Below are 25,606 nucleotides of genomic sequence, written 5' to 3'. Positions count from 1 at the left end.
CCGCGGGCGCCCCCCCGCCCCCGCGCTCCCCCCCCCCCCGGAGCGACTGCCCGGCCACCCCCCCCCCCCGCGCGGCCACGGGGCGGCCTCTGCTGGGGGAGGAGCGGCCGTCCGCGGCCCCGGTCGACCAGGTGCTGCGCGGGGAGGGCTTCGTGCTCGCGGTGTGCGATTCGTCCGTCCCGGGCGAGCACCGCGGCCACCTGGAGGACTCGACGCTGGCCTGGCTGGACGGGGTGCTCGCGGACACCCCGCGCGAGGTGCCCGTGCTGGTCGCCTTCCACCACCCGCCCGTCCCGCTGCACATCCCGTACGTGGACGGGATCCGGCAGTTCGGCGAGGAGCGGCTGGCGGCGCTCGTCGAGCGGCACCCGCACGTGGCGGCGTTCCTGTGCGGACACGCGCACACGGGCGCGGCGACCACCTTCGCGGGGCGGCCGCTGCTGGTGGCGCCCGGGGTCGTGTCCACGACGCGCCTCCCGTGGGAGGCGGCGTCGGGGGAGAGCGAGTACGTCCACCTCGACGAGCCGCCGGCCGTCGCCTTCCATGTCATCGGCGAGGACGGCCGGCTGACGACCCATTACCGGGTGGTCGTGGCCCGACGGTAGCCGGATCCGTCGCGGGTACGGCTGAGGTGCCCGGCGATGACCAGGTACCGCCGCAGCGCCGCGCAGTCCTCGTGGACGGTGAGCAGCAGCCCGTTCACCTCGGACTCCGTGTAGTCGCGGTCCACCGCGAACAGGGTCTCGGTCAGGTGGGTGAGCAACTGCTCGCGCCGGGCCGCCTTGCGCGGGATGGTCGTGAGCCGGCCGCCGGCGGTGAAGAGGTCCGAGACGCCGCGTCGTGCGCGCGGGGGGAGTTCAGTGCTGCTCTGTGACATGTCCCAGAGCTTCACCCGTGGCCGCGCCCGGGGCAACGGAATTTCCGCCGCCCCGACCCGCCGCCCTCGCACGGCGCATCCGGCCGAAAAAGTGACGGTCGTTCATCTTACTGAGTGGTAGTGCCTCCCAGTACCCTCCCCGTGACCGGTTCCTGCCCCCCACGGAGGAGCACGTATGCGACGCCCCACCCCTCGTACGCGCACGGCCGTCGCCACCGCACTCATCGCCCTCGGCGCGGCCCTGCTGGCCCCGGCCGCGGCCGCCGCCGACGTACCCGTACCGCTGCCCGTCGCCGACTACTGCGGCCAGCAGTGCGCGGACATCCTGCCGCCCGGACAGAGCGGCAACGCCACGCTCGCGCAGATCCTGGCGCACAAGGTGTTCGGCACGATGCCCGCCCACACGTCCGACCAACTGTCCCGCTACGACTCGCTGGTGGCCGGGTATCCGGCGCTCACCGACGCGAAGGTGAACGACTTCTTCAACGACGCCTCCTTCGGCGTCCCCAGCAGCCAGGTCGAGTCCACCACCAGCCCCCGCTCCGACGTCACCATCACGCGCGACAAGAAGAGCGGCGTCCCGCACATCAAGGGGACGACGCGTTACGGCACGTCCTTCGGCGCGGGCTACGCCGCGGCGCAGGACCGGCTCTGGCAGATGGACCTCTTCCGCCACGTCGGCCGCGGAGACCTGACCCCCTTCGCGGGCGGGGCCCTCGCCAACCAGGGCCTGGAGCAGCAGTTCTGGCCGCAGGCCCCGTACACCGAGGCGGACCTGCAGGCCCAGGTGGACCGGATCCGGACCACCGAGGGCGAGCGCGGGCGGATCGCGATGGAGGACTCGCAGGCGTACATCGACGGCATCAACGCCTACCGCGTCCAGTCCAAGAACGGCCGCTACTTCCCCGGCGAGTACGTGCTCACCGGCCACATCGACTCCCTCACCAACGCCGGGGAGATCCAGCCCTTCAAGCTCACCGACCTGATCGCCCTCGCCTCCGTGGTCGGCGGCCTGTTCGGCGGGGGCGGAGGCGGCGAGGTGCAGGCCGCGCTCTCCCTGCTGTCCGCGCAGCAGACGTACGGCTTGGAGGAGGGCACCCGCGTCTGGGAGTCCTTCCGTGAGCGCGAGGACCCGGAAGCGGTCCTCACCGTGCACGACGGCTCGAGCTTCCCGTACGCCCAGAAGCCCGCCAGTCCGCAGGGCCAGGCCCTGCCCGACGCCGGCTCGGTCACCGCCGAACCGCTCGTCTACGACCGTACGGGCTCGGCCGCGACCGCCGCGGCGGCCGATCCGCCGAAGCCGGTCAAGCAGAGCATGTCCAACGCGCTGCTGGTCTCCGGCGCGAAGACCGCGAGCGGCCACCCGGTGGCCGTGTTCGGCCCGCAGACCGGCTACCTCGCCCCTCAACTCCTCATGCTCCAGGAGCTTCAGGGTCCCGGCATCAGCGCGCGCGGCGCCTCCTTCGCCGGCGTCAGCATGTACGTACAGCTCGGCCGCGGCCAGGACTACGCCTGGAGCGCCACCTCCGCGGGCCAGGACATCACCGACACCTTCGCCGTCGAACTGTGCGAGCCGGGCGGCGGCGCCCCCACCAAGGCGAGCACCTCCTACCTCTACCGGGGCACCTGCACGCCCATGGAGAAGCTGGAGCACACCAACGCCTGGAAGTCGTCCGTGGCCGACTCCACCCCCAACGGCTCCTACCGCATGCAGGTGTGGCGCGCCCACTACGGCATCGTCACCCACCGGGCCGCGGTCGCCGGCAAGCCCGTCGCCTACACCGCGCTGCGTTCCACCTACCGCCACGAGGCCGACTCGATCATCGGCTTCCAGATGCTGAACGACCCCTCCTCCGTCAAGGACGCCCGCAGCTTCCAGGAGGCGGCCCAGCACATCGGCTACGCCTTCAACTGGTTCTACGCCGACTCGCGCGAAGCGGCGTACTACAACAGCGGATCGAACCCGGTCCGGCCCGCGGGCGTCGACGCCGCGCTGCCCGTCCTGGGCGAGCAGCAGTACGAGTGGCAGGGCTTCGACCCGGCCGCCAACACCGCGGCCTACACCCCGCCCGCCGAGCATCCGCAGTCCATCGGGCAGGACTACTACATCAGTTGGAACAACAAGCAGGCCAAGGACTACAGCGCGGCCGGCTTCGGGATGGGCTCCGTCCACCGCGGAGACCTCATCGACCAGCGCGTCAAACCGCTCGTCGCGGCGGGCGGCGTGACCCGGGCCAAGCTCACCCAGGCCATGGCGGACGCGGCCGTCACCGACCTGCGGGCCGAGAACCTGCTGCCCGAACTGCTCGCGGTACTGCGCAGTCAGCCGGTGACCGATCCGGCCGTCAGCGCCGCGGTCGACAAACTCGCGGCCTGGCAGGCGGCGGGCGCCGAACGCAAGGAGACCGCCCCCGGTTCGAAGACGTACGCCCACGCGGACGCCATCCGGATCATGGACGCCTGGTGGCCCCTGCTCGTCGAGGCGGAGTTCAAGCCCGGCCTCGGAGCGCCGCTCTACGACGCCCTGCGGGCCTCGCTGTCCGTCGACGAGGCGCCCAACGCGGGCCACGGGCCCACCGGCGCGCACGCCGGATCGGCCTTCCAGTACGGCTGGTGGAGCTACGCGGACAAGGACCTGCGTACGGTGCTGGGCCGCCCGGTGTCGGGCCCGCTGGCCCGGGCGTACTGCGGGGGAGGCTCGCTCGCCGCGTGCCGCGACGCCATGACCGCCACGCTCAAGCAGGCGGCCGCGGCCACCCCGGCGGCCGTCTACCCGGCGGACGGGACCTGCGCCGCCGGCAACCAGTGGTGTGCGGACGCGATCGTGCAGCGCCCGGTGGGCGGCCTGGCCCATCCGCAGATCAACTGGCAGAACCGGCCCACCTACCAGCAGGTGGTGGAGTTCCCCGCCCATCGCTGAGGCCCCCGCGCACGTCGGCCCCCCCCCCCCCCCCGGGGGGCGGGGGGGGGGGGGGCCTTCCCGTGCGGGGCCGGTCAGGGACCGACGGTGATCTGCTGCGCCGGGTCCGTGGTGTCGGTGACCTTGTACACGGCGTTGAAAGTGGACGAGGTCGCGCTCGTCGGGCAGCCGAAGCCGCCGGTGACCGTGACCGGGACCGAGGCGTTGGTGAAGGTCAGGGTCGACGGGGAGCCGTTGGTCCAGGTCCCGTTGACGTTCGCGGGGCCGGTGGGGGCGGCGGTGACGGTGCAGGTCGCCAGACCGGTGGTGTGGACGACGAGTCCGCCCGTCGGCACGCCCATGGTGGCGGTGACCGGCGAACCGTTCTGCATGGACACCGACCACGCGCCGCTGGTGGTGACCGTGGGGGTCACGCCCCAGATGCTGGAGGTGCAGGAGCTGTAGGTGGGCGGCGAGATGGGGGAGGAGACCGGGCCCGCCGGGTTGGTGTTCCCGGGAGCGGCGGGTACCGCGCCGGTGGAGACGGAGACCGTACAGGTCACCGTGACCGAACCGGCCTTGAGGGTGGCCTTCCCGCTGAGGGTGGCGTTGAAGGCGTGCCCGGCCGGGGTGACGGTGGTCGACCCGGCCAGGGGTAAGGGCGCGGCGGTGGCGGAGACCGAGGCGAGGGACAGGGCTCCGGCCGCGGCGGCCGCGGCGAGCGTGAGGGTGGTGCGTGTGCGGCTCATGGTTGTGCTCCTTGGGGATCGTGGTGCAGCGGAGGAGCGGGGGTGGAGACAGGGGTGGAGACGGAGGGGGTAGCGGCGGGGGTAGCGGGGTGGGAGACCGAGGTGGAGTCCGGCGCGGGGGTCGACGTGGGGGTCGACGTGGGTGTGGCGCCGGGGAGGGGGGCGCGCGAAGCGGCGTACGGCTGCCAGGCGAACATCAGGCCGCCGCCGAGGATGCCGAGCAGCGTGCCGATCAGGAATCCGCCGAGGTTCGACAGGACCAGTGCGGCGGTGGCGATGAGGGTGGTCAGGACGCCGGCCAGACTGCGCTGCGCGGGCGAGAACCACGAGGTGAGACCGAGCACGATCATGAAGACGCCCATCAGGACGGACGGGATCCCGGCCACTCCCTGCTGGAGCATGATCTTCAGCGGCGCGAGCGGCAGGGCGCAGATCTCGGCCCCGGCGAGGATGGCGAACAGTCCGCCCCAGAACGGCCGCCCGCGCCGCCACCGGCGCCAGCGGGTCAGAAGCATTCCTTCTTGCCCTTGCTGATGTTCATGTTCAGCCCGGACAGCTTGAAGGTGCCCGCGTTGGTGGCCCACGCCGTCTGGTGGAGGTCGGTGATGCTGACCGTGTCGGCTTGCTGGGCGAACAGGTCCTGCATGCCCACGGCCTCCGTCGGCCCCTTGTCGAGGGTGGAGGCGTCCCGGCCGATCTCGATGTTGGTGAAGACCGCGTCGCCGGAGAGCTGGGTGGCGTCCACGAACAGGTTGCTGGCCTCGACGGGGGCCTTCTGGCCGGCGGTGAGGTTGAGCGAGATGTCGCCGATGATCGGGAGGGTGGTGACCACCGACTGGCAGAGGCTGTGGAGCTTGGCCTCCTTGATGGCCGTGACCGCCACCGGGATGAGTTCCTCGCGTGCGTTGACGTCCACGCTGCCGTACTGGGCGAAGCCCTCGCCCTCCAGGCTCGTCGCCGAGACCTTGAACTGCTGCCCCGACACGGCGAAGGAGGCGGCGAGCGCGCCCTGCGCGAGGGCGATGCCGAGGCCGGCGGTCACGGCCACGGCGGGGACGGTCAGTACGGCGAACCGGCGCCAGCGGACGCGGCCCGCGCCGCCGGCTCTCCCGTCGGGCCCGTCACCGGGGCCGGGCGGTTCGGGTGACTCGGATAACTTCGGGGAATCTGCCATGAGATCGTCCCTTATGTTCGGCTGTGCACCGTTGTTACCGACGAGTTGAATGTAAGAGTGCCAATGAAGCTTGGCAAGGTTGCTCGGGCGTACCTTTTCGGCCGAGTCCTACTGACCGGTTACGCCCCAGGAGTCTCCGTGCGCAGCAGCTCCGCGACCTCGGCGTCCACCCGCCGGGCCATCGCCCGCGCGAACTCGGCGGCCACGACCCCGCCCGCCAGGGGACGCAGCGCGGACACCGCCTCCGTGATGTGCTGCAGGCGCATGGCCGAAAGCTGTTCCAGCCCTGCCGCACCGATCACGTGCGTCCGGAACAGCGCGACGAACCGGTCCGCGACCGCGGCCGCCTGCGCCTGGACGAAGACCCCCGCGTCCAGGACCTCACCGAGCGGCACGCCCGCCCGTACCAGCGTCAACGTCGCGTCCAGCAGCCGCCGGCTCCGGTGCGTGACCAGGTCCCCGTCGACGGTGACGTAGCCGAGCTCGGCCGCCCGGCGGGTGTCCTCGGCGGACGCCGTCGGGCCGAACAGCTCGCGCAGTTCGGCCCGTGACATGGTGACCGGCTCCTCCTGCTCCCAGTCGCGGGTCATCTCCCGCTCCAGGCCCAGCAGTTGGGAGATGCCGCCGCCCTGCTCCCAGGCGGCCAGCAGTTCCGCGATGCCGTTGACGGTGTATCCGCGCCCCAACAGGTCGCTGATCAGCCGCAGTCGGGCGAGGTGGTCGTCGGAGTACCAGGCGATCCGGCCCTCGCGGCGCGGCGGCGGGAGCAGCCCGCGCTCCTGGTAGTAGCGCAAGTTGCGCACCTTGACGCCGGCCGCGTCGGCCACGTCCTCCCGGCGGTAGCGCCCGCCGGAGGTCCCGTCCTGATCCACCTGACTGCTCACGCGGCCGAGTGTAGGACGTACCGGGGGACCTACCGGCGGGTTACCGAAGGGGCGTTGTGGCAGGTCACGCGGGGCGGGGCTGCTCGCGCCGCTTGACCGCCCGCAGGACCACGAACTTCGGCTCGCTCGCGGTGACCTCGCTGTTGCCGAAGAGGCGGCGCAGGTGGGTGTGGTAACCCATGTGGCGGTTGGCGACCACCCACAGCTCGCCGCCCGGCCGCAGCGCCTTGCGCGACTGCGCGAACATGCGCAGCGCCGTGGCGTCGGTCGTCGCCTGGTGCGAGTGGAACGGCGGGTTGCACAGCACCAGGTCCACCGACCCCGGCGGCAGCATCGCGACGCCGTCGCCGACGAGGAACTGGGCGCGGTCCAGCCGTCCTTGGACGTTGGCGCGGTACGTGGCCTCGGCCGAGGCCACCGCCTGGTACGACTCGTCGGTGAAGACGACCTCGGCGTCCGGGTCGGCGACCGCGACGGCCGTGCCGACGATGCCGTTGCCGCAGCCCAGGTCGACGACCCGGGCCCCGTCCGTGTTCGTCGGGATGTTCTGGAGGAAGAAGCGGGTGCCGACGTCGAGGCGGTCGGCGCAGAAGATCCCGGCGTGGTTGACCACGGTCAGACCGGAACCCGATCCCGCGTCCTGGTCCACCGTGTACGTCACCGGCCACGGCCCGGAGGTCGTGGGATGGGTCGCTCCGGGGTTCCCGGGCGTGCAGAAGATCAGCCGGGCCTTCTTCTCCGCCAGCGAGGTCTTGGTCGGGCCGAGGATCTTCTCGAAGACGCGCAGGGTGGAGGTGTGGATCTCCTTCACCATGCCCGTACCCACGACGACGGTGCCGGCGTGCACGTGCGGCGCCAGCCGGTACAGCTGGTCCTCCAGCAGCGCCAGGCTCTTGGGGACCCGTACGAGCAGTACGTCGATCCGCTCGGGCGGCGCGTCCTGGGTCGTCAGCAGGGTCACCGTGTTCTTGGCGGTGCCGATGCCGTTGCGGTCCAGGTTCGCCGCGGTGGCGGAACGGGTCAGGGAGGAGTCGGTGATCTGCGTGGGGTGATGGGCGGCCAGCGCCGTCGTCAGCGCCCCCCAGCGGTCCCCGATCACGGTGATCTGCCCGGCGCCGGCCAGATCCACCGGGCCGCGTTCGCCCGTACCGGATTCGAGGTGGCGGAGCAGGTACTCGTCGGCGGCGTCCCATGCGCGGAGCCGGTCGCGCGGGTCCTCGGGGAAGCGGGCGAGCTCGTAGGAGCCGAAGGGCGTGGTCAGACGGTTCATATTGCCCCCAGGCTAACCGAGGGGCCGCCCCGCTCCCGCATGGGCGGGGCCGGGTGAGTGGCCGCAGATGCGGGCGGGCCGGCGGCGGGCCGGGTTCCGCCCGGCCGCGGTGGGGCTCCGCCCGGCCGCGCCGGGGTTCCGTCGGGCCGGGCTCCGCCGGGCTCCGCGGTGCTATTCCGGGAGTTCCCCGGCCATCGCGGCCGCCATCCGCAGGTGCGGCGCCGCCTCGGCGGCGCGGCCCTGGCGCTCCAGGGTCCGCCCGAGCATGAGGTGCGCGTAGTCCTCCACGGGCCACTGCTCCAGGAGGGCGCGCAGCTCGTGCTCGGCCCGGGAGAGCTGGGCGGAGTGGTAGTAGGCGCGGGCCAGCAGCAGCCGGGGGGCCAGCTGCTCGGGGGCCTCGGCGGTCACGGTGAGCAGGACCCGGGCGGCCTTCGCGTACTCCTTCGCGTCGAAGAAGAGCACGCCGCGCTCCCAGCGCTCGGCCGCGGTCCCGTGCTCCAGGTAGCCCTGCCGCTCGTTCATCGGATCCCTTCCGCCGTTCAGGTGCTGTGTCCGCGTGCTCCAACACGAGGAACCGGACGTACATTCCCCTGCCCGGTCCGACGGCGTCGGGGCTAAGTTGTGCGGTATGAGCAATCTCGATCGCCAGCCCGCTCTCGCCACCTGCGGCGGCCGTGGCTTCGTCGTCGCCGAGCCCGTGCGCGAGCTCCTGAGCCCCCGCACCGTCACGCTCGGCGGGTCCACCGAGGTGCGCCGGCTGCTGCCGAACCTGGGCCGCCGCATGGTCGGCGCCTGGTGCTTCGTCGACCACTACGGCCCGGACGACATCGCCGACGAGCCCGGCATGGCGGTGCCTCCCCACCCCCACTCGGGCCTGCAGACCGTGAGCTGGCTCCACGAGGGGGAGGTGCTGCACCGCGACAGCGTCGGCAGCCTGGCGACGATCCGCCCGCGCGAGCTCGGCCTCATGACCTCGGGCCTCGGCATCAGCCACTCGGAGGAGAGCCCGCGCCGCCACGCCCGCTTCCTGCACGGCGCACAGCTGTGGGTGGCCCTCCCGGACGCGCACCGCGACGTGGCCCCGCACTTCCAGCACCACGCGGAGCTCCCGCAGGTCACCGCCCCCGGCCTGACCGCGACCGTCATCCTGGGCACCCTGGACACCGCCACCTCACCCGGCACGGCGTACAGCCCCATCGTCGGCGCGGACCTGACCCTGGCGGCGGGCACCGAGACCCGCCTCCCGCTGGACCCGGACTTCGAGTACGCCGTCCTGTCGATGTCGGGCGAAGCCCACGTCGACGGCGTCCCGCTCCTCCCGGGCTCGATGCTCTACCTCGGCTGCGGCCGCACGGACCTCCCCCTGCGCGCGGTCTCCGACGCGGGCCTGATGCTGCTGGGCGGAGAGCCGTTCGAGGAGGAGATCGTGATGTTCTGGAACTGGATCGGCCGGTCCCAAGAGGATATCGCACAGGCCCGCGAGGACTGGATGAACGGCAGTCGCTTCGGCGAGGTGAAGGGCTACGACGGCGCTCCGATTCCTGCCCCTGAACTCCCCGTGACCCGCCTGAAGGCTAGGGGAAGAGTGCGCTGAACTGCGCGTATGCCCTGAAGGTGGAGCCTGGTGTAGTGGCCTCGCCGTCCCTCCGATTCCGGAGGTCCGTCGGGCGTCGACGAGGCCTGTGGGGGCGCTTCCCGGTCTTGAGGCCGAGTCTCATGTGAAGCAGGCTGTGGTCAGGCCTGGTCGGACGAATGCTGACCTTTTGCTGGCTCTACTGACGAGTAGTTAGATTCCTGGAGAGGGAGCGTGGGCGCGCCTCTCGGCAGAGGAGCCTCATGCCGAGAGGTCTAGTCCCCGGGCTCTTCGGCTGCCGCGGGCGGCTCTGGGTGGGCTCTCCTCCGAGCCCGCAGCCCGCAGCCCGCTGTCGGTCTGTCGTGGAAGCTGGTGAGCTGTGTTGTGGACAGCCAGCAAAGCGCGGTGTTGAGGCAGCCGTCACCACCTGGCTGGAAGCCGGCGAGCGGATGTCCGCTCTCGCGACCGATGTCCGGCACTTCCTCGGCCGGGGGGTCGGTGCGTGAGGCTGGCCGAAAGCCCCTCACAAGGACATCGTGCCGAGCTCGCGGGCGACGGCTACGAACGACCGGACCATCGGGTTGTCGTTGTCCGAACGCCAGACCAGGCCCCAGCGCAGCATCGGGGCGTCGCGCAGGTGCAGGTACGTAATGTCCGGGCGGACGTGGAAGCGGGTGACCTGGGCGGCGAAGGAGTGGACGGCTTCACCCGAGGAGATGATCATGAACAGCGAGTCCAGATCAGTGGCGACGCAAATGTTCCGCTCGATCGTCCGGCCGCTGGGGGCGTAGAAGGGCATGAACGCGTCCTCCCAGTAGTCGGGCTGCAGTGACTCCCCGCCGATCACGCCGTGGTCGGCGAACACCTCCAGGGACACCGACGGCTGGACCGCCAGTCGGTGGTCGGAGGCCACGGCTGCGACCCGAGGCTCCTCGAACAGCACCGGGCCCACGGTGAGATCCGGTTCCTCGACGGGGAGCCAGGCGAGCAGCAGGTCCGCTTCGCCCCTGCGCAGCGGCCCGAACGGATCGATGAAGCCGTTGTAGCGGAGTCGGATCCCGCACGTCGGATTCAGGGAGCGGAAGGCATCCCAGAAGGGCCGCAGTTCGTGTGCGTTGGAGACCAACAGGTTGATCCGCAGGATGTCCGTCTTGCCCTGGGCGGTGAGCCGCGCCCGGTCCATGCTCGCCTTCAACCCCTGGTAGACGGGGAGTAGGTCGTCGCGCAGCTGTTGACCGACGAGCGTGAGCCGGACCTGGCGGCTGGTCCGCTCGAAGAGCTCCGCCCCGATGGACCGTTCCTGCTTCTTGATGGCCTGACTGACCCGCGCCGGCGACACGTGCAGCCGCTCTGCCGTCCTCCCGAAGTGCAACTCCTCCGACAATGTCAGGAAGATCTCGATATCGCGCAGTTCCACGTGCCCCCACGCCCCATCTGTTCACTGACTCTGGCCTCAACCGGCTCTACACGGTCGGCCGTTGATCATCAACTTGCATGTCACTCACAGCGACATCGTCCCGAGTTCCCGGGCGATGCGTACGAACGCCCGAACCATCGGGCTGTCGTTGTCCGAACGCCAGACCAGGCCCCACCGCAGGAGGGGCGTGTCACGAACGGGGATGTACGTGACGTCGGGGCGGGCATAGAAGCGGGTGACCTGATTGCCAAGGAGGTGGATGACCTCCCCGTCGGCAACGTACGTGTACAGCTGGTCCAGCGTCGTGACCAGGAACTTCCGTTCGATGTCACGTCGGCTGGGCGCGGAGAACGGGACGAAGGCGTTCTCGAAGTACTCGGGCTGGAGTCCGTCCGGCCCCACGACACCGTGGTCCGCGAACGCTTCCAAGGTGACCGACGAGCGGCCGGCCAGCCGGTGGTCGGCGGCCACCAGTGCGACCCTGGGCTCGTCGAAGAGCACTGGCCCCACGGTCAGATCGGGCTCTTCGACCGGGAGCCATGACAGCAGCAGGTCGATCTCGCCGTTGCGCAGTGGGGCGAACGGGTCCATGTAGCCGTTGTGGCTCAGTCGCAGACCCCACTGCGGGTGCTGCGAACGGAAGGCGTCCCAGAAGGGCCGCAGTTCGTGGCCGTTGGTGACCATCAGGCCGATCCGCAGGATATCCGTCTTGCCCTGGGCTGTGAGCCGCGCCCTCTCCACGCTCGCCTTCAGGCTCTGGAATACCGGCCGCAGATCACCGAGCAACTGTTCGCCCACCGGTGTGAGCCGTACGTGGCGGCTGGTCCGCTCGAAGAGTTGCGCCCCGATCGAGCGTTCCTGCTTCTTGATCGCCTGACTGACCCGCGCCGCTGACACGTGCAGTCGCTCGGCCGTCCGTCCGAAGTGCAGCTCCTCCGACAACGTCAGAAAGATCTCGATGTCGCGCAGCTCCACGCGCCCCCACGTCCCGCTTGTTCGTTAACCCCTGGCTTAATCAACGTTGCATGATCGACCGTTGATGATCAACTTGTCCACACCGGATGCTCAGTGCATGAACGTCGTGACTACGAAGGTGTCGTTGACCGTGGAGGACGTAGGCGCTTCCAGCCGGTTCTTCACCACCCATCTGGGCTTTCGTGAGGTCGAGTCGGCGGAGGGTTACGTCTGTCTCCGCCGGGACGACAGCTCTGTCGAGATCGCCCTGTCCGAGCGTGATCCCGAACTGCCGCCGCAGGCTTGGCAGGGCCAGGGGCTGGCAGATCTGGCCGTGACCTTGACCGTCACGGATGTCGCGGCCGAGTACGAACGCCTGCGCCGGGAAGACGCCCCCGTCACCGGCCCGATCCGCCAAGAGCCGTGGGGTGAGCGGCTGTTCCAGCTCACCGATCCCAATGGCGTTGTGGTCCGGCTCACCGAATGGGTGCCGCCGGCCGGCGCCTCCGAAGGCAATTAGTCGAAGGGTTTCAGTTTTTCGTGGACGAAGTACGAGAGTCGCACCGGCCCGATCCGCGCCGCTGGCTCATCCTGGTCGTGCTGTGCCTGAGCACGCTGGTCCTGGTCATCGACAACATGGTGCTCACGGTGGCCATCCCGCCGCTCGCCGAGGACCTGGGGGCGAGCGCGCAGGACATTCAGTGGATCATCGACTCCTACATCCTGGTCTTCGCCGGACTGCTCCTCACCTCGGGCAGCCTGTCCGACCGGTTCGGCCGACGCCGTGTGATGGTCATCGGGCTCGCGCTGTTCGGCGCGGCCTCGGTCCTCGGGACCATCGCCGACAGTCCCGCTCAGCTGATCCTGGCTCGCGTACTGATGGGCGTCGGCGGCGCGCTGATCATGCCGAGCACGCTGTCCATCCTGATCACCGTCTTCGACGAGAAGGAGCGCCCCAAGGCGATCGCCGCCTGGGGTTCGGTGTCCATGCTCGGCGTGGTGGGCGGCCCGCTGCTCGGGGGCTGGCTGATCGCAGCGTACTGGTGGGGTGCGGTCTTCCTGATCAACGTCCCGATCGCGGCCCTGGCCATCATCGCGGCACTGGCCCTGATGCCGGAGTCCAAGGGGCCCTGGCGCAAGGCCGACCCGCTGGGCATGGTGCTGTCCGTGGCCGGGATGACCGCGCTGGTGTGGACGATCACCGAGCTGCCCAAGGAGGGCCTGGAGCGTACGAGTACCCAGGTCACGCTCGCCGTGGCGGCGCTGAGCCTGGCAGGATTCGCGGTCTGGGAGACCCGTACCGCACACCCGATGGTCCCGCTGTCGCTGTTCCGCAACCGGGTCTTCACCGGCTCCAGCCTGTCGCTGGTGCTGCTGACCTTCGCCAACGGCGGCCTGCTGCTGGTACTGACCCAGTACCTGCAGTTCGTCCTCGGTTACACGCCCACCGAGACCGGCCTGGCCTTCACCCCGCTCGCTGTCGCCGCGCTCGCCTTCAACGGCATCGGCGCCGCGCTGCTGGCGAATACCGGCACCCGGACCATGGTGGTCCTCGGCCTGCTGCTGATCGCGGCCGGGTCCGGTGTCCTCACCGGCCTCTCCTCGGGTGACGGTTGGGGACCGCTGACCACCGCGATGATCCTGATCGGAGCGGGTGCCGGACTGGTGATGCCCGCGGCCACCAGCGCCCTGATGGGGGCGGTCCCGGCCGAGAGCGCCGGTGTCGGGTCCGCGCTCAACGACACCATCCAGCAGGCCGGCGCCGCCCTCGGTGTGGCCGTGCTGGGCGCAGTCCTCTCGAGCACGTACACCTCCGAGATGCCCGTCGGTGCGCCCGGACCCGCCCGTCACGCCGTTTCCGGGGCGCTCGTCCTGGCCTCACGCACCGGGGACGAGGGGTTGGCAGCCACCGCCCGGGAGGCCTTCACCGCCGCGATGTCCGCCACCTTCCTGGTCGGTGTCTGCGGGGTACTGGGTGCCGCGGTGCTGGCGCTCTTCCTCATGCATAACCGCGCGACCGAAGCGGCCGCGAAGGAGGCCGCCCGGACCCAGGACCAGTTCGCCGCGGTCGCCGGACCCTGAGGTACGGCCGCCGCGCGTCCCGGCCACCACTGGCTGAGGCCATGAGCGTTCACGTTCAATTCATTGCAACGATTGGGCGTCCGTCGTTGCGTTAACCTTGAAGGTCGTTGCAACGATCTCCCGACTTTCACCTGCAGTGATGGTGATTTCTCGCAGTAGATATATTGATGAATCCCTGAACGCAACGTAGCTTTTCCCTCACGGGAAACAATGACTCGAAGGGCAGAACAATGCAGAAGTTCGACACCCCTGCTCCGATCGCCGCCGTCCTCGACATCCCCGCGGGACGCATTCGGTTCATCGCCGCCGACCGCGCCGACACCACCGTCGAGGTCCTGCCCGCGGACGCCTCGAAGGGCCGCGACGCGCAGGCGGCGAAGGAGACCACGGTCGAGTACGGCGACGGCGTCCTGCGGATCGCGGCCCCGGAGGCGAAGAACCAGATCCTCGGCAACTCCGGATCCGTCGAGGTGACCGTCCACCTGCCCGCCGACTCCCGCATTGAGGCGAAGACGGCCAGCGCCGAGTTCCAGGGCGTCGGACGGCTCGGCGATGTCGCCTTCGAGGGCGCGCAGGGCGCGGTCAAGCTCGACGAGACCGCGAGCGCCCGCCTCACCCTCCAGGCCGGCGACGTCTCGGTCGGCCGCCTGGGCGGTCCGGCCCAGATCAGCATCCAGAAGGGTGCCATCCACATCGCGGAGGCCATGACCGGCACGGTCACCCTCAGCACCGAGCACGGCGAGATCTCGGTCGGCGCCGCCCGCGGGGTCTCCGCCTCTCTGGACGCCGGCACCAGCTACGGCCGGATCCACAACTCGCTCAACAACGCCGACGGTGCCGCCTCCGGCCTGAACATCCACGCGACCACCTCCTACGGCGACATCACCGCCCGCAGCCTCTGACCCCCGTAGCTCCGAACCGGCACCCCCTTGGGTGAACATGACGAGCAAGCTCCGCGAAACTCGCGCCGCCGCCTGCGGCCACTGCGCACCGAACTACGTGGGCGATGCAGAAACATCCCTGGCCGAGGTGCTTCCAGAGAGCGACGCAGAGGCTCGTAGCTGCAGGATGAATCCGTCGCGCCCCCTTGCAGGACGCGCTCGGCAAGCGATTCCAGACGCCGACACGGCGCTCACTGAGCCCACCTCACCTCAGCCTGGGTCGCGAGACGGCCGACGCCCTTGCTTCAGCCCTCCTTGACCACATCACCCCTGCCGTGATGGCGCCACCGTGGCATCACCATGCCCGAACCGACGCCGAAGAAGGATAAGAAGAATGAGCACCACTCAGGACTACCAGGCTGCGGAACAGCTTCTGCGCCGGCCCGCCCGCCCCGGAGAGCTCGTCGTCGGCGACAAGGTCCGGCCGCAGTGGATCGACGGAGGGGCCCGCTTCTGGTACGCCGTGAGCAACGGTGTCGGTAAGCGGTTCGTGCTGGTCGACCCTGCGGCCGGAACCCGTGAGCCGGCCTTCGACCACTCACGGCTCGCCGCCGCGCTGGCCGCCGCCTCCGGACAGCAGGTCGACCCCGAGTTCCTGCCGGCCTCGGCGATAGAACTGGGCGGGAACACCGTCGCGTTCGATGCGTTCGGCGAATACTGGCGGTGCCGCCTGGACGACTACGCTTGTGAGCGGGCCGAGTTCACGCCGCCGGGCAGCCCCCTCGACGTACCCTCACCCGACGGGAAGTTCGCGGTGTCCCGGCGGGGCCACGACCTGTGGGCGCGCTCGCTGTCCGACGGCCGCGCGTGGGCACTGACCGCCGATGGCGCGCCCGGCCACCAGTACGGCACCGTCCCGGAGTGCACGGCGAACAGCACCCTGCTGCGCAAGATCGGCCTGCCGTACCTGCCGCCTGCGGTGGCCTGGTCGCCGGACTCGACGAAGGTGCTGGCGCACCGAACCGACGAGCGCGAGGTCCGGGAGACCCACCTGCTGGAGGCCAGGCCCGTCGACGGTGGAGCCCCGGTGCTGCACACCCAGCGGTTCGCCTACCCCGGGGACGAGCACGTACCGCTGGCCGAACTGGTCGTACTGGACGTCGCCGCGGGCACGGTGGTCCGCGCCCAGGCCGAGCCGCTGCTCATGCCGACACTGTCGCCGATCACGATCAAGTGGGCCTGGTGGGCCCCAGACAGCTCGGCGGTGTACTACCTCGGCCGGCCGCGCGACCTGCGCACGCTCACCCTGTACCGGCTGGACGCGGCCACCGGCGAGGTCACCACGGTGCTCAGCGAGACCGGGGCGACCCGTGTCGAGCCCAACCAGTGGGCGTACGAGCCGCCGATCGTGCGGGTGCTCGCCGACGAGGTGCTCTGGTACTCGCAGCGCGACGGCTGGGGACACCTGTACCGGTACGACCTGCGCACCGGCGCGCTGCTTGGGCAGGTCACCTCCGGACCGTGGGCGGTACGGCAGATCCTGCGTGTCGACGAGGCCGAGCGGGTGGTGTACTTCACCGCCTCCGGGCTGGTCGACGAGGACCCGTACCGGCGCACGGTCTGCCGGGCCGGCCTGGACGGCTCCGGCTTCGCCAAGGTCACCCACGACGACCAGGACCACATCGCCGCCCTCCCCGACGACCAGGACTACTTCGTCGACTCCGCGTCCACGGTTGATACCCCGCCGGTGACGACGGTCCGCGACTGGACTGGCCGCGTGCTGGTCGAGCTGGAGCGCGCGGACATCGGCAAGCTCACCGCCACCGGCTGGACGCCGCCGGAACGCTTCTGCGTCAAGGCGGCCGACGGGATGACGGACATCTACGGAGTGCTGTACCGGCCGCGGGAGTTCGACCCCGCCCGCTCCTACCCGGTGGTCGACAACGTCTACCCCGGCCCGCAGCTCAACCGGGTCTCCCCGTCCTTCGACCCCGGCGGACTGGGCCTCGACGCGGAACCCCTCGCGGCACTGGGCTTCGTAGCGGTAGCACTGGACGGACGCGGCACCCCGGGCCGGGACAAGGCCTTCCACGACGCCTCGTACGGCCACCTGGCCGACGCGGGCAACCTGGCCGACCACGTCGCGGCGCTGCGTCAACTGGCCGAGACCCGGCCGTGGATGGACCTGGACCGGGTGGGCGTGTTCGGCCACTCCGGAGGCGGGTTCGCCGCGGCCCGCGCGATGCTGGACTTCCCCGAGACCTACAAGGTGGGAGCCGCACTCTCCGGCTCGCACGACGCCCGCCACTTCAACGCCGGCTTCGTGGAGACCTACGACGGCGCGGACAACCCCGAGGCCTGGGGCCGCACTTCCAGCATCGACCTCGCCGACCGCCTGGCCGGCAAGCTGCTCCTGATCCACGGCGACATGGACGACCAGGTCCACCCGGACCAGACCCTCCGCCTGGCCGACCGGCTCATCGCCGCCGGCAAGGACTTCGAGCTGCTCATCGTGCCCGGCGCCGAGCACACGTTCATCGACCACTTGGCCTATGTCCGTACACGCTGCTGGGACTTCCTGGTCCGCGAGCTGCGGGGCACCCAGCCTCCTGCCTACCGCCCCGCTCCCATCGCCATCGGCCCCGAGCTGCTCGCCGAGCTGTTCGCCTGAGCCTGAGCCCGCGTCGGCGACATCGGCCCTTGTGTGACGCTGGTCACACGATCGGGGCCGATGAGTTCGGGTCTCCGTCACGGTCTTACATGCAACGAGATTCCAACGCCGCAGGCCCGGCCCCCGGGTGGGTGCGGCACATGAGGAAGGCATGCCATGACCGACACGATCGGCGCCACCGCCACCGCCACCGCCCCCGCCTCCGCTTCCGCCTCTGCTTCCACCACTGCGGGGTCCGGCTCCTGGGCGCGGGTGCTGCTGAAGGGCGCAGCGGTGGCAGGGCCGCTGTTCCTGGGCGCGGGGATCGCCCAGGGCCTGACGCGTGAGGGCTTCGACTTCACCCGCAACGCCATCAGCCAGCTGAGCCTCGGCGACCTGGGCTGGATCCAGATCACCAACTTCTTCGTCGCCGGCGCCCTGTTGATCGCCGGTGCGGTCGGGATGCGGCGGTCGGTGTCCGAGGGTCCCGGCCACCGCGCGGCGCCGTGGCTGGTCGGGGTGTTCGGGGCGTCCTTCCTGGTCAGCGGCGTGTTCTCGGCCGACCCCGGGGCCGGTTTCCCGGCCGGTACGCCGGACTCCGCGACCGCCGCGCTGAGCGTGCACGGCGCGGTCCACATGGCGGGCGGCATGGTCGGCTACCTCGCGCTGTGCGCCGCCTTCCTGCTCCTGTCCCGCCGCTTCGCCGCCGAGGGGCAGCCGGGGTGGGCGTTCGCCTGCCGCCTGCTCCCGGTGGGCGTCCTCGCCGGGTTCGTCGGATCCGGTGCCTCCGTACTGTCCTTCACGGCGGGGGCGGCACTCGGCCTGGCCGGACTCGCCGCGGTGGCAGCCCGGCTGGCGCGCCTCTAGCCGTACCGGCACTCACGCACTCGAACACTCACGCACACCGGAACGAACGAAAGGCACGGACGACATGTCGGACTCACTGCAGGGTGCCGCGTACTTCCCCTCGATCGAGAAGAAGTACGGCCGTCCGATCGCGGAATGGAAGGACCTGATCCGGACCTCCCCCCTGACGAAGCACATGGAACTCGTCTCGTGGCTCAAGTCCGAGCACGGCCTGGGTCACGGCCACGCCAACGCCCTGGTCGCCCACACCCTCGCGGAGGACAGCGCGAAGTAGTCCACACAAGCCGCCACTGAGCGTTCACGCTCATGTCATTGCAATGACCGACGGTCATGTTGCATTTAGCGACAAGCCCATTGCAATGACATTGGTCAAGTGACCTGCATCGATGCAAGGGTTGATGGTTCCACCGGTTGCTGAATCGCTGAACGCAACCTAGCTTCTGTTCTGTCGCGACGACAAGGATTCCAGCGGTATGGAGCCCGACATGCGCCTCCAAGCCGTCGGTACCGCCGCGGTCCATCCCATCTGAACCCAACAAATCAGGAAGCGAGACACCCCCATGCGCATTGCGATTGGTGAATTCATCAGCTTGGACGGCGTCGTTCAGGCCCCGGGGCACCCGGACGAGGACACCGACGGCGGTTTCGCCCACGGTGGCTGGAGCCACCCGTTCTTCGACCCGGAGGTGATGGGTGGCGCTCTGACCGAGTGGCAGACCAGCACCGAGGCCCTGCTGTTCGGACGCCGCACCTGGCAGACCATGGCGGCGGCGTGGCCGGACCGGGCCGGCGACCCGTTCGCCGACCACATGAACAGCGTCACCAAGTACGTCGTGTCCAGCACCCTCGGCGAAGACGAGCTGACGTGGAACAACACCACACGCATCCCCGGCGACCAAGCACTGGACCAGATCAAGAAGCTGCGCGAAGCCGAAGGCCGTGACCTGGTGGTCATGGGCAGCGCGTCCCTCACCCGAACCCTGCTGGCCGAGGGACTGGTCGACGAGCTTCGGCTCATGATCCTGCCGGTGCTCGTCGGCGGCGGTAAGACGATCTACCCGGCCGACGGTCACCTCCGCACGTTCGAACTGGTCTCCACGGTCGTCAGCGGCACCGGAGTGCACGTCTGCACCTACCGGCCGAAGGCCGGGGCGTAGTCGGCAGGTGGGCCAATGCCGACCAGGCGGGAGACGTTCGGGCCTTCGCCTCCGTAGGCATCCGGTCCCGCCGGCGCGGTGGCGCACTGTCAGGGCCATCCGGCAGCTGGGTCAGTAGCCGATGGTGAAGCGGCGTTGGACGAAGCGCGGCAGCTCCGCCTCGTCGACGAGGGCGACGGCGGCGTCCTCCATGGAGATGCGGCTGCGCCCGTCCGCGTCGCGGACTGGCTGGTCGCCGCCGATCCGGAACCGGCCCGTACGTTCGCCGGGTGCGATGTCCTCGGCAGGGCTGAAGTAGGTCCACAGCCGGTTGGAGGTGCGCAGGACGTTCAGGGCATCGCGGTGGCCGCGCACCGCGGCGGAGTACTCCCTCGGCAGGCCGATCGCGTCGAGGGTCTCGTGTAGGAGTGCGTCGGAGTCGGCCCGTACGACTCCGGGCGCGATCTCCAGGCTGCCGGCGCCGCCGATGACGATGAGCCTGATCCGCGGATGACTCTCCAGCGCCTTTAGGAGTGCTCGCGCGGCCGTGGCGTACACCGTGGGGTCGGCGATCGAGCGGGCCACGGTGTCGGCGGTGTCCCTGGCGGCGTTTCCGGGCTGGAATCCGCTGATCAGTACGTCGAGGCCGGGTATGACGGCGGCGATGCCGTCGGCGTCGAGGACGTCGACGCTGTTCCAGGCGACGTTCTTCCGGTCCTCGTCGATCCGCGTGGCGTCGCGGCTGAATGCCGTGACGTGATGCCCCCGGTCGAGGGCCTCGGTGACGACGCGACTGCCGATTCCGCCCGTGGCCCCGATGACTCCGATGTGCATGGCTCTCCCTGGGTAGTCGTGTGCACCGCCACCGTTTTTCACGGCATGCAGAAACTATACGGCGTGAAGTTTAGATATGAGGCTCAATATTGTGACGCTGTAGAGTAGGCGGCCATGGGAACCGTGGGAAACACCAGGGGGCGCCGTGAGCGGCTGAGGGCTGAGACGACCGCCGAGATCAAGAAGGTCGCACTGGGGCTGATGGCCTCGGGGGGGCCAGACGCGATCACGCTTCGGGCCATCGCTCGCGAGATGGGCATGACGGCCAACGCCATCTACGGCTACTTCGCTACGCGCGACGACCTGGTCACCACGCTGATCGGCAACGTCTACACCTCACTGGCCGACACCGTGGACGCCGCCTGGGGCGCCGCCCCTGCCCAGGACCCCGCCGTCCGGATCCAGGCATGGGCCCGCGCCTTCAGGAACTGGGCACTGGCCAACCCCGAGGGTTTCCGCCTCATCTACGGCGACCCCGTCCCCGGCTACCTGCCCCCCGAGGGCGGCGCCGCGCCCGAAGCCGCCCACCGTGTCTGCACCGGCATCGCGGCACTCGCCGCCGCGGCCTGGCCGCACGCCGAGTTCGACTACTCGCACAGTGACTTTGAGTGGTCCGACTTCGACCCCGGTCTGCTGGACAAAGTCCGCCCGGCCTTCCCCGACCTACCCCCGGCCGGCGTGGCCCTTGCCCTGCGCATCTGGAGCCACCTGCACGGCCTGGTGTCACTGGAGATTTACGGCCATCTGCAGAGTCAGACCCTCAGCCCGGAAAAGCTCTTCCGTGAAGAACTCGCTCAGCTGATCCGGTCCTTGGGCATCACGTCATCGAGCTGACGGCCCTGCACGAGCAGTCAGCTGAACGGCTTCTACGATCCAGTGGATACTGGATCCCGAACTGGTGAAACGGATCACCGCACGGCGCGCGGAACCGGATCGCGCAGTAGCCGCCGGTGCTCTTTCCGGTCAGCGCCCGGTGGTCACGGGCGCGGTTCCGCGTGCAAGGTTGGTCAGCGATGGAACTCTGGGCAGGCGGCGCGAGGCGGCGGAGCCGGGTCCGATCCAGTTCCGGAAGAGGTAAATCCCCCCTGATCGCACCCCTGGCCGGGTCGCTCTGATGCTGACTTTTGCTGACTTTGCAGGACCCGTAGCGCTCTGACCTGCGGAAACTTCGAGCGATCCAATCGTTCTGGAACTGGATCGGACGGTCCCAAGAGGATATCGCACAGGCCCGCGAGGACTGGATGAACGGCAGTCGCTTCGGCGAGGTGAAGGGCTACGGCGGCGCTCCGATTCCTGCCCCGGAACTTCCCCCAACTCGCTTGAAGCCCAGGGGTAGAACGCGCTGAACAGCGCTGATGTCATCAAGGGTGCGGGCTGTACGTGGCGTCTCGCATCGTTCCGCTTCCGAGGGCCCGGCGGGAGTCGACACGATCTCGGTAGTGGCATTTTGATCTTGACGTCGAGTCTCATGTGGATCAGGGTGTGGTCAGGTCTAGTCGAACGAATGCTGACACTTTGCTGACTCTGCTGACGAGTAGTTAGATTTCTGGGGGGAGAGTCGGACGGTTCCTCGTGGCAGAGGCGCGTCACGCAGAGGTGCCGGTCGCGAACCGTTCGGCTGCCCCGGACAGGGCCGGTTCGACTCCCCCTTCAGGGTCCAAGCCCGCAGTTGGCCCGCGGCGCAGGTCGGCCTGCGAGGTTGTAGGCAGTCAACAAGGCGCCGTGCTGGAGCCGCCGCGGACGCGTCGGCAGGGCCCCATGCCTGGCAGCGCGTTCAGCGGATGCTCGTCCCGGACCGGGTGCCGGTCAGGACCGGCTGAGGATGGTGCAGATCTCGCCCTCGGAACACGAATCGGGATCAGTCACCGCCGCCCGCCCGGCCAGCTTCCGCAGCTCCGTTTGGGCCTCGCGCAGCTCGGCCATCCGCCGGTCGACCTCCGCCAGATGCTGGTCGATGAGCGCCCCGACCCGCGCGCAGGGGGCCTGCCCGCTGTCCCGCAGGGCCAGCACGGAGCGGATCTCGGCGAGACTCAGCCCGGCCGCCTGGGCATCGTCACGTTCACCGGTGGCACCACGCTCTGGCAGCCGGCGGACGCGGTCGTCTTCATCGGCCGCAGCGACGGCAACGGGCCCGCCGCCGCAGTGTGCTGCGACGCGCTGATCTTCTTCTCCAGCCGAGCATCGGCCGAGCAGTGGCAGCAGGCGCACCGCGAGGTCAGGGGCCAGGTCGTCAGCCAGGACCGAGCTGTGCAGATCGGGCAGCAGACCTTCGGCCGCTCCTCCGGGACAGCTGAACTCGGCCATGGCCGGTGAGAGGACGCCCTGGAGCGGGCATCCTTGAGGACCGGGCGGAATCCCGAGTGGCGACCGAGAGCGGTCAGGGCCATGACGAAGACGGAGCCTATGGACCGGCAGGCCGTGTGCGAGGAACGAGCACGCCCGCCAGACCTTCCACTGCCTTCTCGACGCGGCATCGAAGGACCCTCTCGCCCGGCTCACCCACGGCACCACGTGGACCAACGAGCAGCTGCTGTGGCACATGCTCTTCGGCTACATGGTCGTCCGGGCGCTGCTCGTCCTGGTCCGCGTCTTCGGGCGGCTCACGCGCCGGGCAAGCAAGGGGTTTCGCTCGGGTGCTGAGCGGCCACCGTGCCGTTCGATCTGATCAACTGCCTCCAGGCACGGCAGCCGCATGGCGCGGTGCTGGAAGCCTGGACCAGGAAGCGACTGGCACATGGGTCGCTGTGTGGCGGAGCGCGCAGGCGGTCCTGTGGGCGCACCATGGAAGGACGAAGGCGAGCGGTGTGACGAGCGGGCAGGAGCCCGTCGATGGTGCGTGGGCGATTGCGGATCTACCTCGGGGCCGCCCCGGGGGTGGGAAAGACGTACGCGATGCTCGAGGAAGGGCAGCGGCTGGCTTCGGCCGGTGCCGATGTGGTCGTCGGTTTCGTCGAGCCGCATGGGCGACGGCCCACGGCTGCCCTCGCCGAGGGGCTGGAGATCATTTCCCGGCGCGCCATGGAGTACCGGGAGGCGAGTTTCACTGAGATGGACCTGGACGGGGTGCTCGCCCGCCGCCCGCAGGCCGCCCTGGTCGACGAACTCGCCCACACCAATGTGCCCGGCTCCCGTCATGCCAAGCGATGGCAGGACGTCGAGGAACTCCTCGACGCGGGGATCGACGTAGTCACCACGCTCAACGTCCAGCATCTGGAGTCCCTGGGCGACGTGGTCCGGCAGATCACCGGTGTCCCGCAGCGCGAGACCCTGCCCGACGAGGTGGCACGCCGCGCGGACCAGATCGAACTGGTGGACCTGCCGCCCGAGCTGCTGCGCCGACGCATGCTGCACGGCGAGATCTATCCCTCGGACCGCATCGATGCCGCCCTCACCCACTACTTCTGCGTCGGCAACCTCACGGCCCTGCGCGAACTCGCCCTGCTGTGGCTCGCCGACCGCGTCGAGGAAGGACTGCAGCGCTACCGCGCGGAACACGGCATCACCGCCCGCTGGGAAACCCGCGAGCGCATCATGGTCGCCCTCACCGGCGGCCCTGAGGGAGAAACTCTGATCCGCCGCAGCGCCCGGATCAGCGCCCGAGTCCCCGGCAGTGAGCTGCTGGCATTGCACGTCGTACCGAGCGACGGCCTCACCCACGGCGCTCCGGCCACCCTCGCCGCCCAGCGGGCTCTGGTGGAGTCACTGGGCGGCAGCTACCACCAGACCACCGGCGACGACATCCCCGAGGCGCTGCTTCAGTTCGCGGAGGCCGAGAACGTCACGCAGATCGTGCTGGGCGCGAGCCGCCACGGAAGGCTCTCCACGTTCCTCCGCGGCGGTGTGGGGCACCGGACGATCCGGCGATCCGGCCCCATCGACGTACTCGTGATCACCCATGAGCACGCCGCCGGCTCGACTTCCGCCCTGCGACTGCCGCACCCGAGCCGCGCCACCGGCCCACGGCGCTTCTGGACGGCGATGCTGCTCGCGGCGATTACGCTCCCGGGCCTGACCGCCCTCCTGGTTCTCCTGGGCGAGCACGTGGACGTCTCCCTTGCCTTGGTGCTCTACCTGCTGGCTGTTGTCGTGGTCGCCCTGGTCGGTGGCCTAGCTCCCGCACTGGTGGCCGCTCTTGCCGCGGGACTGCTGGCCGACTATTACTTCACCCCGCCGATGCACTCGTTGCGCGTCCAGCACCTCGCCGACGTCATAGCGCTGGTGGTGTACGTCGTCACGGCCGTCATCGTCGGCATGGCCGCGGGTGCAGCCGCACGCAGCACGTACCAGGCCGTCCGCGCGAGTTCCGAGGCCCGGGCACTGAGTCGGCTGGCCACCGCCATGATGCACGGCCAGGACCTGCCGGCCTTGCTCGAACAGGTACGGGAGGACTTCGGCCTGGAGGCGGTGAGTCTGTTGGAACGCGATACGGGACATGCCGCCGAGCCCCGCTGGTACGTCGTCGCCAGCACCGGCGAGGATCCACCCGAGCACCCGTACGACGCGGATGTGGACAGCCCCGTCGGCGACGACCTCACCCTGGCTGCCCGAGGGCGCCCGCTGAGCAGCGACGACCAGCGCGTACTGGGAGCGTGCGCGGCCCAGTTGGGCATGGCCTACTCCCACGGCCGGCTTGCTGCGCACGATGCCGAAACGGGCCTGCGCGCCGCAGCCGAGCACACCAGGGCCTCGCTCCTCCTCACCGCGAGCCGCGATCTGCGCGGCCCACTGCGCACAGCCGACGAAGCGCTGGATCGCCTCGGCGTCGGCGTCGGCACGAATACGAGGGAGAGCCGGAACCTCGCCATAGCCCGGTCGTCGGTGCGGCGTGCGGTCCAGCTTCTCTCGGATCTCGACGAGTTGAGCCGCCTGCACGCCGGGGCACTGGATCTGTATCTGCGACCGGTCGATCTCGACGAGCTGCTGACCGCCGTTCTGGACGACCTGGGTCCCGGTGGCCATACGATCCAATGCAGCCTGCCGGAGCTGCTGCCCGACGTGATCGCCGACGCGGCCGTGCTCACTCGCGTACTGACCGCCTTGGCGGCCGAGGCCCAGCGCCACAGCCCGCCGGACCGGCCCGCGCGGCTGACAGGCAAGACCCGGTCCGGCCAGGTGGAAATCCATATGACGGACGGCACCAACGACGCAGTGCAGGGCGCGGAACGCGGCACACATCCGAGTCGCACGCCGGACAGTCTGACCCTGCGGATGTGCCGTGACCTTACGGAGACCATGGAGGGCACCCTTGAAACCGCAGCCGTCGGCCCCGGCTTTGCCGTGACGCTCACGCTTCCGGCGGCGGCCTCCCGGCGGCCGATCACCCCGTCTGCGCCCTCCCCGACGGAGGATCAGTGACTCG

The 25,606-nt window shown here is 70.0% G+C and carries 25 protein-coding genes and 1 pseudogene; 15 read left to right on the top strand and 11 right to left on the bottom strand.

The annotated features are described in order from the left end of the window. The first annotated feature begins 131 nt into the window (after positions 1-131). Positions 132-605 carry a hypothetical protein gene (locus tag ACWF9Z_RS09845; RefSeq protein WP_453599567.1) on the top strand — a complete coding sequence of 158 codons (474 nt, stop codon included), beginning with the start codon at positions 132-134 and terminating at the stop codon, positions 603-605. Here ACWF9Z_RS09845 and ACWF9Z_RS09840 read toward each other — a convergent pair. Next, positions 578-877: a DUF2087 domain-containing protein gene (locus tag ACWF9Z_RS09840; RefSeq protein ID WP_453599564.1), complete on the bottom strand. Its 300-nt coding sequence runs from the start codon at positions 875-877 to the stop codon at positions 578-580. The genes ACWF9Z_RS09845 and ACWF9Z_RS09840 overlap by 28 nt on opposite strands. A gap of 175 nt (positions 878-1,052) precedes the next feature. Here ACWF9Z_RS09840 and ACWF9Z_RS09835 point away from each other — a divergent pair, with 175 nt between their 5' ends. Further along, a complete protein-coding gene (locus tag ACWF9Z_RS09835) occupies positions 1,053-3,797 on the top strand; it encodes a penicillin acylase family protein (RefSeq protein ID WP_453599561.1) in 2,745 nt (914 codons plus the stop codon). 74 nt (positions 3,798-3,871) lie between these two features. Here the strand turns inward: ACWF9Z_RS09835 and ACWF9Z_RS09830 are convergent, their stop codons facing one another. From ACWF9Z_RS09830 to ACWF9Z_RS09805, 6 genes are all read right to left on the bottom strand, one after another. Further along, on the bottom strand, positions 3,872-4,525 hold the full coding sequence (locus tag ACWF9Z_RS09830; protein ID WP_453599558.1) for a hypothetical protein: 654 nt from the start codon (positions 4,523-4,525) through the stop codon (positions 3,872-3,874). After that, positions 4,522-5,040, bottom strand: a complete 519-nt coding sequence (locus ACWF9Z_RS09825) for a DUF6114 domain-containing protein (protein WP_453599556.1) — start codon at positions 5,038-5,040, stop codon at positions 4,522-4,524. Before ACWF9Z_RS09825 ends, ACWF9Z_RS09830 begins: the two co-directional genes overlap by 4 nt. Continuing rightward, positions 5,031-5,588: a DUF6230 family protein gene (locus ACWF9Z_RS09820; RefSeq protein ID WP_453599846.1), complete on the bottom strand. Its 558-nt coding sequence runs from the start codon at positions 5,586-5,588 to the stop codon at positions 5,031-5,033. The genes ACWF9Z_RS09825 and ACWF9Z_RS09820 overlap by 10 nt, the downstream gene beginning before the upstream one ends. A 230-nt stretch (positions 5,589-5,818) precedes the next feature. Beyond that, positions 5,819-6,583 carry a MerR family transcriptional regulator gene (locus ACWF9Z_RS09815; protein ID WP_453599553.1) on the bottom strand — a complete coding sequence of 255 codons (765 nt, stop codon included), beginning with the start codon at positions 6,581-6,583 and terminating at the stop codon, positions 5,819-5,821. A gap of 64 nt (positions 6,584-6,647) precedes the next feature. Then, a complete protein-coding gene (locus tag ACWF9Z_RS09810) occupies positions 6,648-7,844 on the bottom strand; it encodes a methyltransferase (protein ID WP_453599843.1) in 1,197 nt (398 codons plus the stop codon). 180 nt (positions 7,845-8,024) lie between these two features. Next, a complete protein-coding gene (locus ACWF9Z_RS09805; RefSeq protein WP_453599550.1) occupies positions 8,025-8,375 on the bottom strand; it encodes a tetratricopeptide repeat protein in 351 nt (116 codons plus the stop codon). A 106-nt stretch (positions 8,376-8,481) separates the two neighbouring features. On the opposite strand from ACWF9Z_RS09805, the gene ACWF9Z_RS09800 reads away from it, so the two are divergent. Further along, a complete protein-coding gene (locus ACWF9Z_RS09800; RefSeq protein ID WP_453599547.1) occupies positions 8,482-9,447 on the top strand; it encodes a pirin family protein in 966 nt (321 codons plus the stop codon). A gap of 242 nt (positions 9,448-9,689) precedes the next feature. Next, the gene (locus ACWF9Z_RS09795; protein WP_453599544.1) at positions 9,690-9,932 is read left to right on the top strand and encodes a DUF6228 family protein; all 243 of its coding nucleotides are present in this window, start codon (positions 9,690-9,692) and stop codon (positions 9,930-9,932) included. Positions 9,933-9,949: 17 nt separating this feature from the next. On the opposite strand, the gene ACWF9Z_RS09790 is transcribed toward ACWF9Z_RS09795, so the two are convergent. After that, complete coding sequence (locus tag ACWF9Z_RS09790) at positions 9,950-10,843, bottom strand: LysR family transcriptional regulator (RefSeq protein ID WP_453599542.1); 894 nt, start codon at positions 10,841-10,843, stop codon at positions 9,950-9,952. 84 nt (positions 10,844-10,927) lie between these two features. Further along, entirely contained in the window at positions 10,928-11,818 is an 891-nt protein-coding gene (locus tag ACWF9Z_RS09785) for a LysR family transcriptional regulator (protein ID WP_453599539.1), read from the bottom strand. A 97-nt stretch (positions 11,819-11,915) separates the two neighbouring features. Between ACWF9Z_RS09785 and ACWF9Z_RS09780 the strand changes: the two genes are divergently transcribed. The 7 genes from ACWF9Z_RS09780 (at position 11,916) to ACWF9Z_RS09750 (ending at position 19,434) form a co-directional block, all read left to right on the top strand. Further along, positions 11,916-12,317: a VOC family protein gene (locus tag ACWF9Z_RS09780; RefSeq protein ID WP_453599536.1), complete on the top strand. Its 402-nt coding sequence runs from the start codon at positions 11,916-11,918 to the stop codon at positions 12,315-12,317. A 20-nt stretch (positions 12,318-12,337) separates the two neighbouring features. Next, on the top strand, positions 12,338-13,879 hold the full coding sequence (locus ACWF9Z_RS09775; protein WP_453599533.1) for an MFS transporter: 1,542 nt from the start codon (positions 12,338-12,340) through the stop codon (positions 13,877-13,879). A 230-nt stretch (positions 13,880-14,109) separates the two neighbouring features. Further along, positions 14,110-14,781 carry a DUF4097 family beta strand repeat-containing protein gene (locus ACWF9Z_RS09770; RefSeq protein WP_453599530.1) on the top strand — a complete coding sequence of 224 codons (672 nt, stop codon included), beginning with the start codon at positions 14,110-14,112 and terminating at the stop codon, positions 14,779-14,781. A gap of 373 nt (positions 14,782-15,154) precedes the next feature. After that, complete coding sequence (locus tag ACWF9Z_RS09765; RefSeq protein WP_453599528.1) at positions 15,155-17,431, top strand: DPP IV N-terminal domain-containing protein; 2,277 nt, start codon at positions 15,155-15,157, stop codon at positions 17,429-17,431. 156 nt (positions 17,432-17,587) lie between these two features. After that, the gene (locus tag ACWF9Z_RS09760; protein WP_453599526.1) at positions 17,588-18,277 is read left to right on the top strand and encodes a DUF998 domain-containing protein; all 690 of its coding nucleotides are present in this window, start codon (positions 17,588-17,590) and stop codon (positions 18,275-18,277) included. 64 nt (positions 18,278-18,341) lie between these two features. Next, on the top strand, positions 18,342-18,551 hold the full coding sequence (locus ACWF9Z_RS09755) for a DUF4287 domain-containing protein (RefSeq protein ID WP_453599523.1): 210 nt from the start codon (positions 18,342-18,344) through the stop codon (positions 18,549-18,551). 286 nt (positions 18,552-18,837) lie between these two features. Beyond that, positions 18,838-19,434, top strand: coding sequence for a dihydrofolate reductase family protein (locus tag ACWF9Z_RS09750; protein WP_319194396.1), 597 nt, complete (start codon positions 18,838-18,840; stop codon positions 19,432-19,434). Between the two features lie 111 nt (positions 19,435-19,545). Here the strand turns inward: ACWF9Z_RS09750 and ACWF9Z_RS09745 are convergent, their stop codons facing one another. Then, complete coding sequence (locus ACWF9Z_RS09745; protein WP_319194394.1) at positions 19,546-20,247, bottom strand: NAD(P)-dependent oxidoreductase; 702 nt, start codon at positions 20,245-20,247, stop codon at positions 19,546-19,548. 114 nt (positions 20,248-20,361) lie between these two features. Between ACWF9Z_RS09745 and ACWF9Z_RS09740 the strand changes: the two genes are divergently transcribed. Continuing rightward, the gene (locus ACWF9Z_RS09740) at positions 20,362-21,081 is read left to right on the top strand and encodes a TetR/AcrR family transcriptional regulator (RefSeq protein WP_453599519.1); all 720 of its coding nucleotides are present in this window, start codon (positions 20,362-20,364) and stop codon (positions 21,079-21,081) included. A gap of 350 nt (positions 21,082-21,431) precedes the next feature. Continuing rightward, a pseudogene (locus ACWF9Z_RS09735) lies at positions 21,432-21,593 on the top strand (pirin family protein); the annotation flags it as partial. Positions 21,594-22,053: 460 nt separating this feature from the next. Here the strand turns inward: ACWF9Z_RS09735 and ACWF9Z_RS09730 are convergent. Further along, positions 22,054-22,440 carry a MerR family DNA-binding protein gene (locus ACWF9Z_RS09730; protein ID WP_453599840.1) on the bottom strand — a complete coding sequence of 129 codons (387 nt, stop codon included), beginning with the start codon at positions 22,438-22,440 and terminating at the stop codon, positions 22,054-22,056. Here ACWF9Z_RS09730 and merB point away from each other — a divergent pair. Beyond that, positions 22,354-22,560 carry an organomercurial lyase gene (merB, locus tag ACWF9Z_RS09725; RefSeq protein WP_453599837.1) on the top strand — a complete coding sequence of 69 codons (207 nt, stop codon included), beginning with the start codon at positions 22,354-22,356 and terminating at the stop codon, positions 22,558-22,560. The genes ACWF9Z_RS09730 and merB overlap by 87 nt on opposite strands. Positions 22,561-23,076: 516 nt before the next feature. Beyond that, positions 23,077-25,602 (top strand): DUF4118 domain-containing protein, encoded by a 2,526-nt coding sequence (locus tag ACWF9Z_RS09720; RefSeq protein WP_453599517.1) that lies wholly within the window; start codon positions 23,077-23,079, stop codon positions 25,600-25,602. The last annotated feature ends 4 nt before the right edge of the window (positions 25,603-25,606 follow it).

The organism is Streptomyces sp. NPDC054961 (genome assembly GCF_053609145.1).
This window is presented reverse-complemented; position numbering and strand designations above follow the sequence as displayed.